General features: G+C 34.4%; 12 protein-coding genes and 2 pseudogenes. 5 read left to right on the forward strand and 9 right to left on the reverse strand.

Annotation, left to right across the window (positions count from 1 at the left end):
- Nucleotides 1-2: 2 nt before the first annotated feature.
- The 8 genes from rplB to rpsL form a co-directional block, all read right to left on the reverse strand.
- Nucleotides 3-827, reverse strand: coding sequence for a 50S ribosomal protein L2 (rplB, locus tag ABD816_RS05985; RefSeq protein ID WP_344925568.1), 825 nt, complete (start codon nt 825-827; stop codon nt 3-5).
- Between the two features lie 9 nt (nt 828-836).
- Entirely contained in the window at nt 837-1,127 is a 291-nt protein-coding gene (gene rplW, locus ABD816_RS05990) for a 50S ribosomal protein L23 (RefSeq protein ID WP_344925571.1), read from the reverse strand.
- A gap of 5 nt (nt 1,128-1,132) precedes the next feature.
- Nucleotides 1,133-1,762 carry a 50S ribosomal protein L4 gene (rplD, locus tag ABD816_RS05995; RefSeq protein WP_344925573.1) on the reverse strand — a complete coding sequence of 210 codons (630 nt, stop codon included), beginning with the start codon at nt 1,760-1,762 and terminating at the stop codon, nt 1,133-1,135.
- Nucleotides 1,762-2,379: a 50S ribosomal protein L3 gene (gene rplC, locus ABD816_RS06000; RefSeq protein WP_344925575.1), complete on the reverse strand. Its 618-nt coding sequence runs from the start codon at nt 2,377-2,379 to the stop codon at nt 1,762-1,764. The genes rplD and rplC overlap by 1 nt, the downstream gene beginning before the upstream one ends.
- A 228-nt stretch (nt 2,380-2,607) precedes the next feature.
- Nucleotides 2,608-2,913 (reverse strand): 30S ribosomal protein S10, encoded by a 306-nt coding sequence (gene rpsJ / locus ABD816_RS06005; protein WP_010181931.1) that lies wholly within the window; start codon nt 2,911-2,913, stop codon nt 2,608-2,610.
- Nucleotides 2,914-2,923: 10 nt separating this feature from the next.
- Complete coding sequence (gene fusA / locus ABD816_RS06010; protein ID WP_344925577.1) at nt 2,924-5,050, reverse strand: elongation factor G; 2,127 nt, start codon at nt 5,048-5,050, stop codon at nt 2,924-2,926.
- Between the two features lie 6 nt (nt 5,051-5,056).
- Nucleotides 5,057-5,533, reverse strand: coding sequence for a 30S ribosomal protein S7 (gene rpsG, locus ABD816_RS06015; protein WP_344925579.1), 477 nt, complete (start codon nt 5,531-5,533; stop codon nt 5,057-5,059).
- 25 nt (nt 5,534-5,558) lie between these two features.
- Nucleotides 5,559-5,933 (reverse strand): 30S ribosomal protein S12, encoded by a 375-nt coding sequence (gene rpsL / locus ABD816_RS06020; protein ID WP_024770883.1) that lies wholly within the window; start codon nt 5,931-5,933, stop codon nt 5,559-5,561.
- Nucleotides 5,934-6,115: 182 nt separating this feature from the next.
- On the opposite strand from rpsL, the gene ABD816_RS06025 reads away from it, so the two are divergent.
- The 3 genes from ABD816_RS06025 to ABD816_RS06035 all read left to right on the forward strand — a co-directional run bounded on the left by ABD816_RS06025 (nt 6,116) and on the right by ABD816_RS06035 (nt 12,799).
- Entirely contained in the window at nt 6,116-7,810 is a 1,695-nt protein-coding gene (locus tag ABD816_RS06025) for a ShlB/FhaC/HecB family hemolysin secretion/activation protein (protein WP_344925581.1), read from the forward strand.
- A gap of 143 nt (nt 7,811-7,953) precedes the next feature.
- Nucleotides 7,954-11,235 carry a SusC/RagA family TonB-linked outer membrane protein gene (locus ABD816_RS06030; protein WP_344925584.1) on the forward strand — a complete coding sequence of 1,094 codons (3,282 nt, stop codon included), beginning with the start codon at nt 7,954-7,956 and terminating at the stop codon, nt 11,233-11,235.
- 10 nt (nt 11,236-11,245) lie between these two features.
- Nucleotides 11,246-12,799 (forward strand): SusD/RagB family nutrient-binding outer membrane lipoprotein, encoded by a 1,554-nt coding sequence (locus ABD816_RS06035; protein WP_344925586.1) that lies wholly within the window; start codon nt 11,246-11,248, stop codon nt 12,797-12,799.
- Nucleotides 12,800-13,004: 205 nt separating this feature from the next.
- On the opposite strand, the pseudogene ABD816_RS06040 reads toward ABD816_RS06035, so the two are convergent.
- Nucleotides 13,005-13,890: pseudogene (locus ABD816_RS06040) on the reverse strand (IS982 family transposase).
- 75 nt (nt 13,891-13,965) lie between these two features.
- On the opposite strand from ABD816_RS06040, the pseudogene ABD816_RS06045 reads away from it, so the two are divergent.
- Nucleotides 13,966-14,178 (forward strand): annotated as a pseudogene (locus tag ABD816_RS06045) (transposase); the annotation flags it as partial.
- A gap of 308 nt (nt 14,179-14,486) precedes the next feature.
- Nucleotides 14,487-17,573, forward strand: a complete 3,087-nt coding sequence (locus ABD816_RS06050; RefSeq protein ID WP_344925587.1) for a SusC/RagA family TonB-linked outer membrane protein — start codon at nt 14,487-14,489, stop codon at nt 17,571-17,573.
- Nucleotides 17,574-17,584: the final 11 nt, after the last annotated feature.

Here is a 17,584-nt window from a genome sequence, read left to right on the forward strand (position 1 = left end):
AATTATTTCTTTCTACGTTCTACAATATACTTATTACTCGCTTTCGTCTTAGATCGGGTTCTATATCCCTTTGCAGGAAGTCCTTTTCTAGAACGTGGATGTCCTCCTGAAGATTTACCTTCACCACCACCCATTGGGTGATCAACTGGATTCATCACAACTGGCCTTGTACGAGGTCTTCTTCCTAACCATCTACTTCTACCAGCTTTACCAGATACTAATAATTGATGATCACTATTAGAGACTGCTCCGATAGTTGCCATACAATCCATTAATATCAATCGTACTTCTCCAGAAGGTAATTTTACCGTAGCAAACTTACCATCACGAGCCATCAACTGAGCGAACGAGCCTGCACTACGTGCCATAACAGCACCCTGACCAGGACGTAATTCAATACAAGATATGATTGTTCCTAAAGGGATTCCACTTAATGGCATTGCATTACCAATTTCTGGAGCCACATCATTACCAGAGACAATGTTTTGCCCAACCTGTAAACCGTTTTGAGCAATAACATAACGCTTTTCACCGTCTTGATAATTTAGAAGAGCAATAAATGCGGTTCTATTTGGATCGTATTCTATCGTTGATACGGTAGCAGGAATCCCATGCTTATCACGTTTAAAATCAATAATACGATACCTTCTTTTATGACCACCACCGATATATCGCATGGTCATTTTTCCTTGACTGTTTCTACCACCAGACCTTTTATTCGGAGCTAATAAACTTTTCTCCGGCTTGTCAGTAGTAATGGCGTCAAATCCATTAACTACTCTAAAACGCTGCCCTGGGGTAATTGGTTTTAATTTTCTTACTGACATTCTTTAGTCTTAAAGATTACTATATAAATCAATTACTTCACCTTCCGCCACCTGTACAATTGCTTTCTTAACAGCATTTGTTTTACCAGTAACCATACCTGTTTTTGTATAACGGGTTTTACGATCTGGACGGACATTAATTGTACGAACTTTAGTAACAGATACACCATAAGCAGCCTCCACTGCTTTTTTGATCTCTACCTTATTCGCTTTCTTATCTACTACGAACCCATAGCGGTTAAACACCTCACTATCAGTGGTAGCCTTTTCTGTAACAATAGGTTTTATTAAGATACTCATGGCTTCTATTTACTTAAATTTGTTTCAATTCCTTTCAAAGAACCTTCAAGAAGAATAACACTATTCGCATTAAGTATTTTGTAAGTACTTAATTCTGAATAAGTTACAACTTCTGAGCTTTTTAAATTGCGTGACGACAAATATACATTTTTATTTGACTCACCCAACACAAAGAGAGATTTTTTATCCTCAAGTCCTAATGACTTCAAAACTGACGTAAAATTCTTTGTTTTTATTGTATCAAAGGAAAAATCTTCTACAACAACAATAGCTTTATCTTCAGCCTTAATACTGAAAGCCGATTTACGTGCTAGCCTTTTTAAATTCTTATTTAATTTAAAAGAATAATCACGCGGTCTTGGTCCAAAAATTCTACCTCCACCCTTAAAGATGGGAGATTTTATACTACCTGCTCTAGCAGTACCAGTTCCTTTTTGTTTTTTAATCTTTCTTGTACTACCTACAATCTCTGCGCGCTCTTTAGCCTTATGAGTTCCCTGACGTTGATTTGCCAAGTACTGCTTCACATCTAAATAAACAGCATGAGTGTTTGGTTCTATTCCGAAAACAGCATCCGAAAGGTCTGCCTTTCTTCCTGTTTCTTTTCCGTTTATATCAATTACTGCTACCTTCATTACTTCTGAATAGTTACGTAAGCGTTTTTATGACCAGGGACACATCCCTTAACCACCAGTAGATTCTTGTCAGTTACTACCTTCAACACTCTTAAGTTTTGAATTTTTACTTGGTCTCCACCCATTCTTCCTGCCATTCGCATTCCTTTAAAAACTCTTGCAGGATACGATGCCGCACCAATAGAACCAGGAGCTCTTAAACGGTTATGTTGACCGTGAGTTGCTTGCCCAACACCAGCAAAGCCATGTCTCTTAACAACCCCTTGAAAACCTTTACCTTTTGAAGTTGCAGATACATCTACAAATTCTCCTTCTTCAAAGTGATCCACTGTTATAGTATCACCTAACTTGTAATCCTCCTCAAAACCTTGAAACTCGACAACTTTACGTTTAGCAACTGTTCCTGCTTTCTTAAAGTGACCTAAAGCCGCTTTTGTAGCATTCTTGTCCGCTTTGTCATCGAAACCTAGCTGCACAGCATTATAACCGTCAACCTTCTCAGTTCTGACTTGGGTAACCACGCATGGACCAACTTCAATTACGGTACATGGAATATTTTTTCCATTCTCGTCGAAGATGCTGGTCATACCGATCTTTTTTCCTATTAACCCAGACATATTTATTAATTAAGAATTATGAATTTAGAATTTAGAAATCTTACTCTCCTCTTTTCCTCCTTCGTTATTTATTATTTTTTATAGTTCTCATCATTAATTATGAGAAAACAAAACAGGGTCAAAACACTTCAACCCTGAATGTTTTTTTTACCATTTTTCCCTCGCACGCAGCTTAGGACATTTTTGTTTTGATTTCGCTTAGCGATTGCGCAATTCTAAAACTAAGAACTACACTTTAATCTCCACTTCAACCCCACTAGGTAATTCAAGCTTCATTAACGCATCAATCGTTTTTGAAGAAGAACTATAAATATCAAGAAGTCTTTTATAAGAACTCAATTGAAACTGCTCTCTTGATTTTTTATTTACGTGAGGTGAACGTAATACAGTAAATATTTTTTTATGTGTTGGCAAAGGAATAGGACCTGTTACTACAGCACCTGTACTTTTTACCGTCTTTACGATTTTTTCAGCAGATTTATCTACTAAATTGTGATCGTAAGATTTTAGTTTTATTCTGATTTTTTGACTCATTGCTGTAATATTAAGCGTTAACTCCTTTTGCTTTTGCGATTACTTCTTCTGAAATATTAGAAGGAGTCTCGGCATAGTGTGAAAATTCCATAGTAGATGTTGCTCTACCAGAAGATAAAGTTCTTAAGGTTGTAACATATCCAAACATTTCTGAAAGTGGCACAGTAGCTTTGACAGTTTTCGCACCTGCACGATCACCCATATCACTAACCTGTCCTCTACGTCTATTTAAATCACCCACAATATCACCCATATTTTCTTCTGGAGTAATAACTTCTAACTTCATTATAGGTTCCATTATTACCGCTTTAGCAGCTTTAGCAGAATTCTTAAATCCTAATTTAGCAGCTAACTCAAAAGACAATTGATCAGAATCCACATCATGATAAGACCCATCCTTTAAAGTAACTTTCATAGAATCAACTTCATATCCAGCTAATGGACCATTTACCATAGCCATTTTGAATCCTTTTTCTATAGAAGGAATGAATTCTTTAGGAACATTACCTCCCTTAATAGTAGATTCAAACTGAAGTCCTTCAACACCTTCATCTGCAGGTTCGATAGTAAATACAATATCAGCAAATTTACCACGACCACCCGATTGTTTCTTATATACTTCTCGGTGATCAGCAGCTTGTGTAATAGCCTCTTTATATTCAACCTGGGGTTGACCCTGATTTACTTCTACCTTAAATTCACGTCTTAAACGGTCTACAATAATATCTAAGTGAAGTTCTCCCATACCAGATATAATAGTCTGTCCGGAAGCCTCATCAGTTTTTACCTGAAATGTAGGATCTTCTTCAGAAAGCTTTGCTAAAGACATACCTAATTTATCAACATCAGCTTTTGTCTTAGGCTCCACAGCGATTCCTATTACAGGATCAGGGAAATCCATTGATTCTAATACAATAGGATTTTTTTCATCAGACATAGTATCTCCAGTCTTGATATCCTTAAAACCAACTGCTGCACCAATATCACCAGCTTCTATATAATCGATAGCGTTCTGTTTATTAGAATGCATTTGATAGATACGAGAGATACGCTCTTTTTTACCTGAACGATTGTTCAATATATAAGAACCAGCATCTAATCGACCAGAATATGCTCTAAAAAAAGCTAAACGTCCAACAAAAGGATCTGTAGCAATTTTAAATGCAAGTGCTGCAAAAGGCTCTTTCACATCAGGCTTACGCATTTCTTCTTTTTCAGTATCTGGATTAACTCCCACAATACCCTCTTTATCAGTTGGTGAAGGCAAATAACGACATACAGCATCTAATAAAAACTGAACACCTTTATTCTTAAATGCAGAACCACATATCATAGGAATAATAGACATATCCATCACAGCAGCTCTAAGTGCAGCATGCACTTCTTCTTCTGTAATAGAATCTTCATCTTCCATATATTTTTCTAAAAGATCTTCATCATAAGCAGCAACCTCTTCAATAAGCTTACCACGTAGCATCTTAGCCTCTTCTTTCAATTCTTCAGGAATATCAACAATATCAAATGTAGCTCCCTGTGTCTCATCATGCCATACAATAGCACGATTCTTTACTAAATCGACAATACCTTTAAAATCAGACTCATCACCAATATTTAAAACTATTGGAACTGCATTTGACTTTAACATATCTTTCACCTGCTGGCAAACAGCAAGGAAATTAGAACCTTGACGATCCATTTTATTTACAAACCCAATACGTGGTACTTTGTAATTATCAGCTAATCTCCAGTTAGTTTCTGATTGTGGTTCCACACCATCAACCGCACTAAATAAGAAAACCAATCCATCTAAAACACGTAATGAACGATTCACCTCTACAGTAAAATCTACGTGACCAGGGGTATCAATTATATTAAAATGATATCCTTTAGTATCTGGAGTTGCATTACCATTCTCGATAGGAAATTTCCATTCACAAGTAGTTGCAGCAGAAGTAATTGTAATACCTCTTTCCTGCTCTTGTTCCATCCAGTCCATAGTAGCAGCACCATCGTGGACCTCACCTATTTTATGACTCACACCTGTGTAGTATAAAATACGCTCAGTTGTTGTTGTCTTACCTGCATCAATATGTGCAGCGATTCCTATATTTCTTGTATATTTTAAATCTCTTGCCATTTCTGATTAAAATCTAAAGTGTGAGAATGCTTTATTTGCTTCTGCCATTTTATGAGTATCTACTCTCTTCTTAACAGCAGCTCCTTCTTCTTTTTCTGCAGCGATAACCTCTGATGCTAATTTCAGCGCCATAGATTTTTCATTTCTCTTACGAGAGAATTGAATTAACCACTTCATAGCAGTAGATATCTTTCGATCAGGTCGAATAGGGTTTGGAATCTGGAATGTAGCTCCACCAACACGTCGGCTTCTCACCTCTACATGCGGCATTACATTAGACAAAGCGTCTTTCCAAATTTCCAAAGCAGTTTTTTCTTCATTTTGTTTTTTCTCTTCAACAATATCCATTGCATCATAGAAAATCTTGAAAGCAGTTGACTTTTTACCGTCCCACATCATCATGTTTACAAAACGAGTCACTAATTGATCGTTAAAACGTGGATCCGGCAAAATAGGTCTTTTTTTGGCCTTTCTTTTTCTCATGTCTTCTTCTTAAAGTTTTTTAAATTTACTTCTTAGGGCGTTTTGCACCATACTTAGATCTACGTTGCGTTCTTCCTTCGACACCGGCGGTATCCAAAGCTCCACGTACAATGTGATATCTAACTCCTGGTAAATCTTTTACCCTTCCACCTCTAACTAATACTATCGAGTGCTCTTGGAGATTGTGACCTTCACCACCGATGTATGCGTTTACTTCCTTACCATTTGTTAACCTTACACGAGCTACTTTACGCATAGCTGAATTTGGTTTTTTTGGTGTAGTAGTATAAACACGCGTACAAACACCGCGGCGTTGCGGGCATGAATCCAAAGCAGCCGATTTACTCTTCTTAGTTATTTTGGCTCTACCTTTTCTTACTAATTGTGAAATTGTTGGCATAATTTGCTTTACACGATTATTAAATTATTCTACATACCTCTTTTACGAGGGCTGCAAATGTAAAAATATTTTTCTGTAAATCAAACTCTAATTCATTAATTTTCAAATAGATTTAAAATCATTCTGGAAGACTGTAAGAATTCACTCTATTTTCCGTTATTTTACCATTATTAAAAGACACATTGAAAGCCTCATTACTTTTCCTTTCTATATTATATATAGGTATGCACGCTGTTTGTCATGCACAAACCCCCATGATTCAACTCAATATAAAAGGAAAAGACTCTACAGAAACCTCAATTATTGATAGTATATCATATCTTAAATCATTTCAAAGTCTATCCGAATTAAAAAAAGAAGTACAAACACTTCAGCAAAAACTTTTAGAATTAGGATACCTGGATTTAACATCACAAAATTTACACAAGAAATCAGATACCCTTTTAGAGAAAAGATTACAATTAAATTTAAAATACAAAACATTAAACGTTTTTTATGACCCCAAATACATACCTAATGAAATACTACAAAAAAAATCTCTCACTGTTACCGATTCTTCTTTCACTATTCCATTCCATAAAACAAAAGAAACCTTACAATACTTAACTAACTATTTAGTTAATCAAGGAAATACATTTAGCAATATTTCACTAAACAAAATTCAACAAAACAATAACGCTATATATGCTCAATTAATAGTTTCTGAATCTCAAACCAGAACCGTAGATGATATTATTATTAAAGGATATACTAATTTTCCTTCCTCCTATTTAAAATATTACACTAGATTAAAAAATGGAATCCTTTTCAAAAAAGAAGAAATCATTAACAAATCCCTTATCATCGACAATCTAAGCTTTGCGAAAAACATCAAGCCGCCCGAAGTACTATTTGAAAACGATTCTACAAGAGTATATCTATATTTAGAAAAAAAATCCGCTAATACCTTTGATGGTTTTCTGGGGTTTTCAAGTGATACTGAAACTGGAGATCTCGAAATCAATGGATATCTCAATTTAAACCTTGTAAACAATCTCAATTTTGGAGAAAAACTAAACATCCTGTATAAGAATGATGGTAGCGAACAGCAAAGGTTTGAAGCAAATATTTCTTTACCATATATACTAAAGAGTCCTATTGGAATTGAGGCTGGTCTTTCTATTTTCAAAAAAGACTCAAGTTTCTTAATCACAAATCAAAATGTCAACCTAAACTATCTAATCACGAACAAAGCTAATATTTTTGTTGGCTATAGCGCAACAACATCAGACAATCTATTAGAAACCCCTTCTCCAACTTTAAACATAAACGATTACACATCTTCTTTTATCAGAGCTGGAGCAAATTATACAACAAGACAAAACAATTTATTATTTCCTATAAAAAACCGATACGCAATAACTACTGAATTTGGTTCTAGAAAAACAATTACAGAAACAATAGATCAAACAACTGGTCAAATAGACTTGCAATACCTCTTTAGATTAAACGGTAGAAATTCAATTTTTATTAGCAATTCAGCCGCTGCAATTCTATCAGACAATTTATTTGTGAATGAACTTTTACGATTTGGAGGCATTAACTCCATGAGAGGGTTTGAAGAAAACAGCATTAATGCTTCTTTATATAATGTTCTTAATACTGAATATCAATACATCCTTGCATCCAATCTATACATTCATTCCATCATTGACTATTCATATTTTGAAGATCAAACCACAAACCTAACTGACAATCTTACTAGCTTCGGGTTTGGACTTGGTTTGAACACACAGACCGGTCTTTTTAAAATTATTTTTGCAAATGGAAAAAACAGTGATTCCAATTTTAAATTTTCAAATACGAAAGTTCATATTAGTTTAACCGCGAGATTCTGATTAAATTAATCCTAATTCTTACTTACAAAATGTTAAGCTAATCCCATAGCCTTCAAAAAAGCATATATTCCCTGAAAATTAGTTGTTTTATTAGAATCTTTTATGCAGCTTTGGACAAGGCTAATTCAAATAAACACATACAAATGAACTCAAAAATCAGACTAATTCTAATGCTATTTTTAGCATTAGTCGTGCAACTCTCGTATGCGCAAGAAATTACTATTACAGGAAAAGTAATAGACGATCAGGGCTTACCGTTACCCGGCGTAAATATTACGGTAAAAAACACAAAAAACGGTACTCAATCCGATTTTGATGGAATGTACAATATTCAGGCAACTGGAGGGCAAACACTAGTATTCAGTTATCTTGGATTTTCTGAGAAAGAAGTATTAATAGGTAGCGACACTGTCATTGATACTCAACTAACTCCCTCTGCTTCTCAGCTAGATGAAGTCGTTGTTACAGCGCTAGGTATTTCGAGAGATAAAAAATCTTTAGGATATTCTACTCAGGAGGTCGATGGAGATGAAGTTAACACAGTCAAAACTTCCAACTTTGTAAACACGCTTTCAGGTAAGGCTTCAGGTGTCCAAATTAGGAGAAATACTAATCTCGGAGGTTCTACAAATGTTGTCATCAGAGGTAACGCATCATTAACAGGCAACAACCAAGCATTATTCGTTATTGATGGTGTCCCCATTAGCAATAACAACTCAAATACCAGATCACAAGAACAAGCTGGTAGTGGTTATGATTATGGAAATGCAGCTTCCGACATAAATCCGGATGACATAGAATCTGTGAACATTTTAAAAGGGGCAGCAGCCTCTGCATTATATGGATCAAGAGCAGCAAATGGTGTTATTATAATTACTACAAAGAAAGGTGAAAAAACTAAAGGTTTTGGCATTACCATTAATTCTGGCATTACAATTGGAACCATTGACAAATCAACTTTTATCAAATATCAGGATCAATATGGCGCTGGTTATGGACCTTTTTATGATGGTCCAGGTAATAATTGGACAGTTGCTGATATTGATCAAGATGGTACAGATGACTTGGTATCTTTAGTAACAGAAGATGCATCTTATGGAGCAGCTTTCGACCCCAATCTTTTAGTATATCAATGGGACGCATTTTATCCGGAGTCTCCTACGTATTTAACTAAAACACCCTGGGTCAATGCAGAGAACGGACCCATCACTTTTTTTGAAACACCTATAACACTTACCAACTCGGTTTCTCTTTCTAGAAGTTATGAGAAGGGTAGTTTTAGACTAGGAGCTCAAAATTTTGATCAAAGCGGATTATTACCTAACAGTAATTTACAAAGAAATAGTGTTTCTCTAAATGCTTCTTATCAACTTACAGAAAAACTTACAGCGACGGGATTTGCTAATTTCATTAAAACTGAAGCATTAGGTCGTAATTCTACAGGATACAATGATAATATAACTGGTAATTTCAGGCAATGGTGGCAAACTAACGTGGATATTCAAGATCAAAAAGATGCATATTTTGCTACCAGAAGAAATATTACCTGGAATCCAAATGCTTATGATAGTACTGTTCCTATTTTTTGGGACAACCCCTACTGGACTAGATACGAAAACTATCAAAATGACGAAAGAAGCCGATTTATAGGAAATGCATCATTAAATTACAAAATAAATGATTGGCTAGATATTTATGGAAGAATTGCTGTAGATCAATATGATGAGTTACAAGAAGAAAGAAGAGCTGTAGGTAGTGTCCCTAATAATTTTGGTATAGGTACAGGTGGTGGCGATGGTAGTATCGGAAGAATTGCTGCAGAATCAGGCTATGCCAGAAGAAATATTGGATTTAGTGAATTGAATTACGATCTTATGTTGAATTACGACAAAGATATCACCGATCTCCTAAATATAAGAGGTGTAGTTGGTCTCAATGTAAGAAGGTCTACTTATAAATCAATTTATGCGTCCACCAACGGAGGGCTTGGAATCCCTGGAGTATATTCAATTCAAAACACTGTATCCCCATTATTATATCCAATAGAAAGAGATGAAGAGATTGGAGTGGATGGTATTTATGCAAGTGCCTCTTTGGGTTATGACAATTTCTTATTCTTGGATGGTACCATAAGACGAGACAAGTCATCTACTCTACCTACAGAAAACAGTGTTTTCTACTACCCTTCTATATCAGGAAGTTTTGTTTTTTCTAAATTTATTGAAAACGATATAATAACTTTTGGTAAAGCCAGATTAAATTATGCAGAAGTAGGAAACAGTCCAGGCTTTGACAGAATTCTAGACACATATGCTATAAATACCGCTTTTAACGGTGCCAGTGCCAGCGTAAAAGACACTAAAAACAATCCTGATTTAAAACCAGAAACTACAACCAGTGTTGAAGCAGGTCTAGAGATGTCCTTTTTAAATAGTAAAATAGGATTCGACGCTTCATATTACGTTAACAATACAAAAGATCAAATAATACCTCTAAGTGTTTCATCAGCTACTGGTTATTTATTTAAATTAATCAATGCTGGCGAAATTCAGAATAAAGGTATAGAACTCTCACTTAATGCAACGCCTGTAGAGACTTCAAACTTTAAATGGGGTATTAATCTCAACTGGAGCAAAAATCAAAGTGAAGTACTATCTCTATTCACAGATGCAAACGGAAATGAAATCACGAACTACCAATTAGGCAGTTTTCAAGGTGGAATCACAATTAATGCCACTGTAGGTGAGCCTTATGGCACTATCCAAGGAACAGATTACACATACATCGATGGAGAAAGAGTAGTGGATCCCGAAACTGGTCAATATATCAAGACGGGAACATCTGACAATGTACTTGGTAATGTCAATCCCGATTGGAATGGAGGAATTAACAATAGGTTTAGCTATAAAGACTTTTCTTTTAGTTTTCTTATTGATATCCAAAAAGGCGGAAGTATATTTTCTTTAGATCAATATTATGGTCTGGCGACGGGATTATATGAAGAAACTGCCTTTATTAATGATCTCGGAAACCCAGTTAGAAACACATTAGATAATGGTGGAGGATTTATCAATCCGGGAGTAAATCCAGACGGAAGCACAAACACATCCAGAATCAGAGCTGACAGATTTGGAGCTTTAGGGTATCGAAGAGGGTTACCAGATAAAGCTTTTGTATATGACGCTAGTTTTGTAAAACTAAGAGAAGTAGTATTATCTTATGATTTACCAAAAAAGCTTATCGAAAAAGCTGCTCTTAATGCCGTTTCTTTTAGCATAATAGGATCCAATCTTTGGATTATAGACAAGAATTTACCTCATGCAGATCCTGAATCAGGGCTGGGATCAGGAAATCTTCAGGGATACTCTACAGGGTCACTACCATCCACTCGCGATTTTGCTTTTAATGTAAAAGTTCAATTTTAAATTATTTAAGATGAAAAAGATATTAAACATACTGATTATAACAATCCTAATTTGCTCATGTGGTTCAGATTTGGAAGAACTAAATGTCAACATAAAAGACCCTGTTTCTGTTCCAGGAGAAGCATTATTTGTAAGTGCTCAAAAGAGTTTAGTAGACCAAATGGCCAGCACCAATGTAAATAGCAATGTTTTTAGATTAATTATGCAGCAATGGACTGCTACCACTTACACAGACGAAAGTAATTACGATATTGTTACAAGAACGATTCCTCAAAATCATTGGGACGCACTATATAAGGATGTATTAACAGATTTAGCAGAAGCTTATACCATCATAGAAAACACAGAGCTTTTAACTACAGAAGATCCACAAACCAAGTCTAATAAACTAGCAATTATCGAATTGATGACTATCTACACATACTCCGTATTAGTAGATACCTTTGGAAATGTACCCTATTCTGAAGCTCTAGATATTGACAACTTATTACCTAAATACGATGATGCACTTACTATATATCAAGATCTTATCAATAGACTTAATACAGCCTTAGATAATTTAGACGATACAAGTGGTAGTTTTACCACAGATTCAGATAATATATATCAAGGAAACGTTTCTAAATGGATAAAATTCGGAAACTCGTTAAAATTAAGAATCGGAATTACAGTCAGTGAGGTTCCTTCTTTATCGGCAGTTGCACAATCTTTGATATTAGAATCTGCACCAAACGTTTTTGAAAGCAATGATGATAATGCGGCATTATCATATTTAAGCTCTACTCCAAACACAAACCCTATATATGTAGATCTCACTCTAAGTGGAAGACAGGATTTCATACCCGCAAGCACCATTATTGACAATATGCAACCAAGAGCATATGAATTTCTTACTGATTCTAATGAAGATGGAACCATTGATGAAAGTGATAACAAAACAGTTGTTCCTGGCTCAGTCACTTATACAGATCCAAGAATGAAATTTTATTTTGATGATAACTTAGATGCTGACCCCAGCATAGAACAAATTGTATATTTAGGAGGAACTCCAGGAGCAAGTAATGCATACCCAAATTATTCACATATTGGCGAAATGATTGCATCAGACCCTTCTTTTGAAGCAATTTTAATAGACTACTCCGAAGTGTCCTTTTTATTAGCCGAAGCTATAGAAAGAGGCATTAATGTAAGTGGAACAGCAGAAGAATTTTATAACTCGGCTATTACCGCCTCAATTTTATACTGGGGAGGAACTACTGAAGAAGCTAACACTTACTTAAATTTAACGGATATTTCCTATACCAGTGCATCTGGTGATTGGAAAGAAAAAATTGGAACCCAAAAATGGATTGCTCTCTACAATAGAGGCTTTTCTTCGTGGAATTCCTGGAAGCTTTTGGATCAACCTATTTTACCTTCGCCAGCAGATCCCGTATCAGATACACCAATAAGATATACTTATCCAATTGTAGAACAAACATTAAATGGAGACAGTTACTCTGATGCTGCTAATAGTATTGGAGGTGACAATGTATCTACTCCAATTTTTTGGGATATTAATTAATATCTTAAAATTTTGAGCTAAAAAACGTTTAGAAACTTCAAGCTCTAAACGTTTTTTTTTAAAATCTTTGTAATTGCTATTGCTTAATTAAATTTTTCCAATATTGGCATCTGATTTATTTTTTGCTATAGGATTACTGAAAATTGCAAATACAAACTTTAATCCATAAATAGTAAAATCTTAAATAAACATACCCGTTGTGCATTTAGACAATATTAATTTTCAAATTATTTATGTTTCTATTGAATTCAAACCTGTTGATGTATTGAAGAACTGTCATTGCAGTGATCTTAGATAAGATTCGATTTTTAAACCCTTCAAAAGATTTAGCATAATTTCTTCGAATCATCAATTGATCGCAAAGTTGAGAAAATAATGTTTCGATACGTTTTCTGGATTTCTTGAAAATAGAAGATTATTCTTTATAATTCTTTTGATTAACCCCCATAGGAGTTTCAAGTCTAATATTATGATGTTCAAATAGGTTTAGTTGATATTGTTCTGATAAATACCTTTTATCACCAAGTAGTACACAATCCTTTAATTGATGTTATACATCTACATCCTTCAAATAGTTAATATCGTGTACAGAAGCAGGGCTAATATCCATACTCTCTATAACGCCTTGAACAGAACAAACAGCGTGAAGTTTATAACCATAATAATGGCTTGATTGACTGGCACAATAACCTCTTTCGGGTAAACTATAGTCTTGATCTTTACATATTTTACTTCAGGAGCTTCTCGATAATTTACAGACTTCTAAAGGCATGCTGCCAACAATATAACAGCGCTGAAACCAATTCAACCTTAATACCAATTTCTTTGCGAAGCGATTCTCTAAAAGGAAATAATTTGCGCTTTCCTCTATTGTAAACACTATGCTCTATTTTATCAGATAAATCAATAGGTAAAATTCGAAATAGCTGACATTCACTGTCAATACTCATATATTCTGAGGTTAAATCAATCGCAATATGTTCTTTATCTCTTAGTTTAGGTTTACGTATTTGATGTAAATAATCCATTTCTGAACCTAATTCTTTTAAAACCTTGAGTATTTTAACCCAATTTGCTTGAAAGTTGTACATATAAATTATACTGTGGTAACTACAATTTACTGTCTTTTAGCAGTTTGCACAACTTTTTCTAAATGCACAGCGGGTAGAGATAAAATATTATTAAGAAAACGATCTGTAATGAAAACTATAAGTGATCAACTAAAAAATATCGCTCAAGCAAAGCATTCAAGGCATAGAAGCTTTGGTAATTTTATTACTAATCTTGTAGCTAGTCTTATTGCTTATTCTTTTCAAGAAAAGAAACTAGTTATCAAATTTGAAAATACAAAATCTAACCCATTAACATTATTTTATTAAAACATTAGATCGGATTCAGGTTTGATGATAACTTAAATACTGACCCCAGCATAGAACAAATTGTGTATTTAGCAGGATAATAAAACGTAGAATTCTCATCATTTTAGATTCTGCTCAAATAGATCAATAAAAAGAGTTAAAATCCAGATAATCTCAATTATAAATCTTAAATATATGTTAATTAATGCTAACAATAAGTTAAACTAACGCTTGTGAGTTAAAAAAAACCCAAACAAATTTCACTTTTTATAATTTATCATCAAATTTGGAACTGGCTAATTCAAATTAAAATTAAGATGATAAAAAAAATGAAGGGAATATTGACACTGCTTTTGGTGTTAATAGTGCAAATCAGTTTTGCGCAAGAAAAAACAATCACTGGCAATGTGACGGATGATACCGGTCTTCCACTACCAGGAGTTAATATTGTAATAAAAAACACAAGTAATGGTACTCAAACCGATTTTGATGGAAATTATTCTATTCAAGGAAATCGAGGTGCTGTAATTACTTTTAGTTACGTTGGGTTTTCTACAAAGGAAATTGCCATTGGCGATAATGATACAATAAATATCACTTTAAACCAAGATGCAGCGATGCTAGAAGAAGTTATTGTTCAAGCTTATGGAACTACAACCCGTGCAACATCTAACATTTCTGTATCTGTTGTAAGCTCTAAGGATATTGTTGATCGTCCTAACGCTAGTGCTTTACAAACACTACAGGGTCAAGTTGCTGGTCTAAATATTATATCGAGTAGTGGTCAACCTGGAGCTGCTCCTGTAGTTAGAATTCGAGGAGTGGGATCAATTAATGGTAATTCTGAACCACTATATATAATTGACGGAATTCCAACTGATGCGAATGCTTTTAGAAGTTTGAATCCTAACAACATAGAATCTGTTTCAGTTTTAAAGGATGCAGGAGGTACTGCTATATATGGAAATAGAGGCTCTAATGGAGTAATTTTGATCACAACACAAAAAGGAAGTTTCAATTCAGGTCTAAAAATAGGCTATTCCGGTACTGTGCAATATTCTAATTTAATGGGGAATAGTTATGATTTATTAGACTCACCTGATCAATTAACATTAGAGAGAACTTATGGAGAGTTGTTAGGTGAATCTATTGGTAGAGGTTCTACTCTTTCACTTGATGAAATAGCTGCATCAGAAACAACAAATTGGACTGAAGTTTTTTTTAATACTGCATTAACTCAAAGTCACAATTTGTCTCTATCAAGTGGTGGTAAAAATACACGTCAATTTACCTCAATAGGATACTTTGATCAAGAAGGAATTTTAGAAAAAAGTTCTTTACAAAGGTTTAACCTTCAAAGTAATATTGATGGTAAATCATCAAATGATAAGTTTAAGTTTGGTGTAAACTTAGCTGTTAATTACTCTTCTTCTGGAGAACCTAATGGAATTGGTGGCACTGGAATTAATCGTAACCCTATATTAGGTGCATATCAATCGGTTCCATATATTAGTCCCAATGACTATATTGATGGTGAGTCATTATTAAGTCCATTATCTTTTGCTAACACACCTCTATTCATTCTTGATCTTCAAAGAACACAAGTGAGAACTGAAGATGAAGTACAATTACTTGGAGGAATAAACGCTAGCTATGAAATTGTTAAAGGACTTACTGCAAAGGTAGAAATGACTTCCGAATATAGAAATGAAGAGTTAATAAACCAAGAAGATCCAGAATCATTTAACGCATTACTTTTTGCACAAGGTAAAGATCCCTCTGGTACACAAACAATTCAGAATACAAGACAATTTAGCTTTAATCAAGTTAGTAGCCTTAATTACAATAAAGCTTTTGGTAAAAACACTCTGGATATAGGTGTATTTACAGAATACTTTAAAGCTCACTATCAAAGATTTGGATTTTCTGCAGAAGGTTTAAACCCTTTAACTCTTGCTATAGGAGATGATGCTAGTTTTATCGGGGACACTCCAGATGATGATGCATACGTAGATGATATCTTTGCAGATCGTTTAGAATCTGGTCTTTTTTCATATTTCACTAGAGTTGATTATGATTATGATACAAGAATTGGTTTTACCGGAACACTTCGTAGAGATGCCTCCTTTAGGTTTTCAGACTCTAACAGATGGGGTACATTTTTCTCATTATCTGGGCGATGGAATATTGGAAACGAAGAATTTATGCAAAACTCTGGTTTTGATGCTTTAAAATTAAGAGTTTCTTATGGAACGACTGGAAATCAATATATCGATGATGATCCGCTTATACCTGGTGTGTTTTTTGATACCCCGAACGATAGTCGAGATTTATTTGGCACAGGAACAACATACAATGCTCAAAATGGTATATTTCAAGTTATTATTGGAAATAACGATTTAAAATGGGAAACAACTACTCAACTAAATCTTGGTTTAGATTTTGAAGTATTTGATAGAAGACTTCGTGGTACACTAGAATATTATGATAGAGTAACATCGGACTTATTTCTAAGTAATCCTATATCATCGTTAGCAACAGTTTTCAATAGAGATGACACAACTTTAAATCGTTTTCAAACTACATTATCAGCTAATGTTGGTGAAATTCAGAATACTGGAGCAGATCTTACTTTAAATTTTGATATATTCAGAAGTTCACTGCCTGATGGATTTAATTTTTCCATTAATTTAGTTGGGAATTATAACAAACAAGAAATCATAGATTTAGCTAATGAAGAGGGAGAGATCATAAATGGGGCAACCACATCGCTGAGAGAAGGAGGTATTTTAGGAGAGTATTATGCTTATCGATACGCTGGTGTTAACCCTGATAATGGTAACTTATTATTTTTAACTGCTGATGGGGAAGAAACCGAAACTCCTGATGTAGACAATGATCGTGTATTTTTGGATAAGAATATTTTCCCTGATTTTGAGGGAGGTTTTGGTTTCAATATCGATTATAAAGGATTTTTTGCATCTACACAATTTAGATATACATTAGGTGTGGACAGATTTGATAATGATCTTGAAGGTTTTCAAGATCCCACTAATATAGGGCAATTTAGAAGTTCTCTAGAACTTCTAGACGCATGGACACCAACAAACACAGATTCTAATATTCCCGCTCTTAATGCTTCTAATTTAGACCTATCAGCTAATTCAGATCGCTATATCACCAATTCTGATTTTTTAAGATTAAGATTTGCACAGATAGGATATGCCTTTCCAGAGCAATATTTAAGAGGAACTGGTTTTGAAAACGTTCGTGTTTTTGTTAGTGGAGAAAATTTATTTACAATAACAGACTGGAGAGGTTTTGACCCAGATGTAGTTGCGATTAACGCACAAGCCTCTGCGAATTTATTTCCAACGGGTAGAACATTTTCTTTAGGCTTTGAATTAGGATTTTAAAAAAAAAATAA

Source organism: Aquimarina addita (genome assembly GCF_039539305.1).
In the GTDB taxonomy this organism is placed as follows: Bacteria; Bacteroidota; Bacteroidia; order Flavobacteriales; family Flavobacteriaceae; genus Aquimarina; species Aquimarina addita.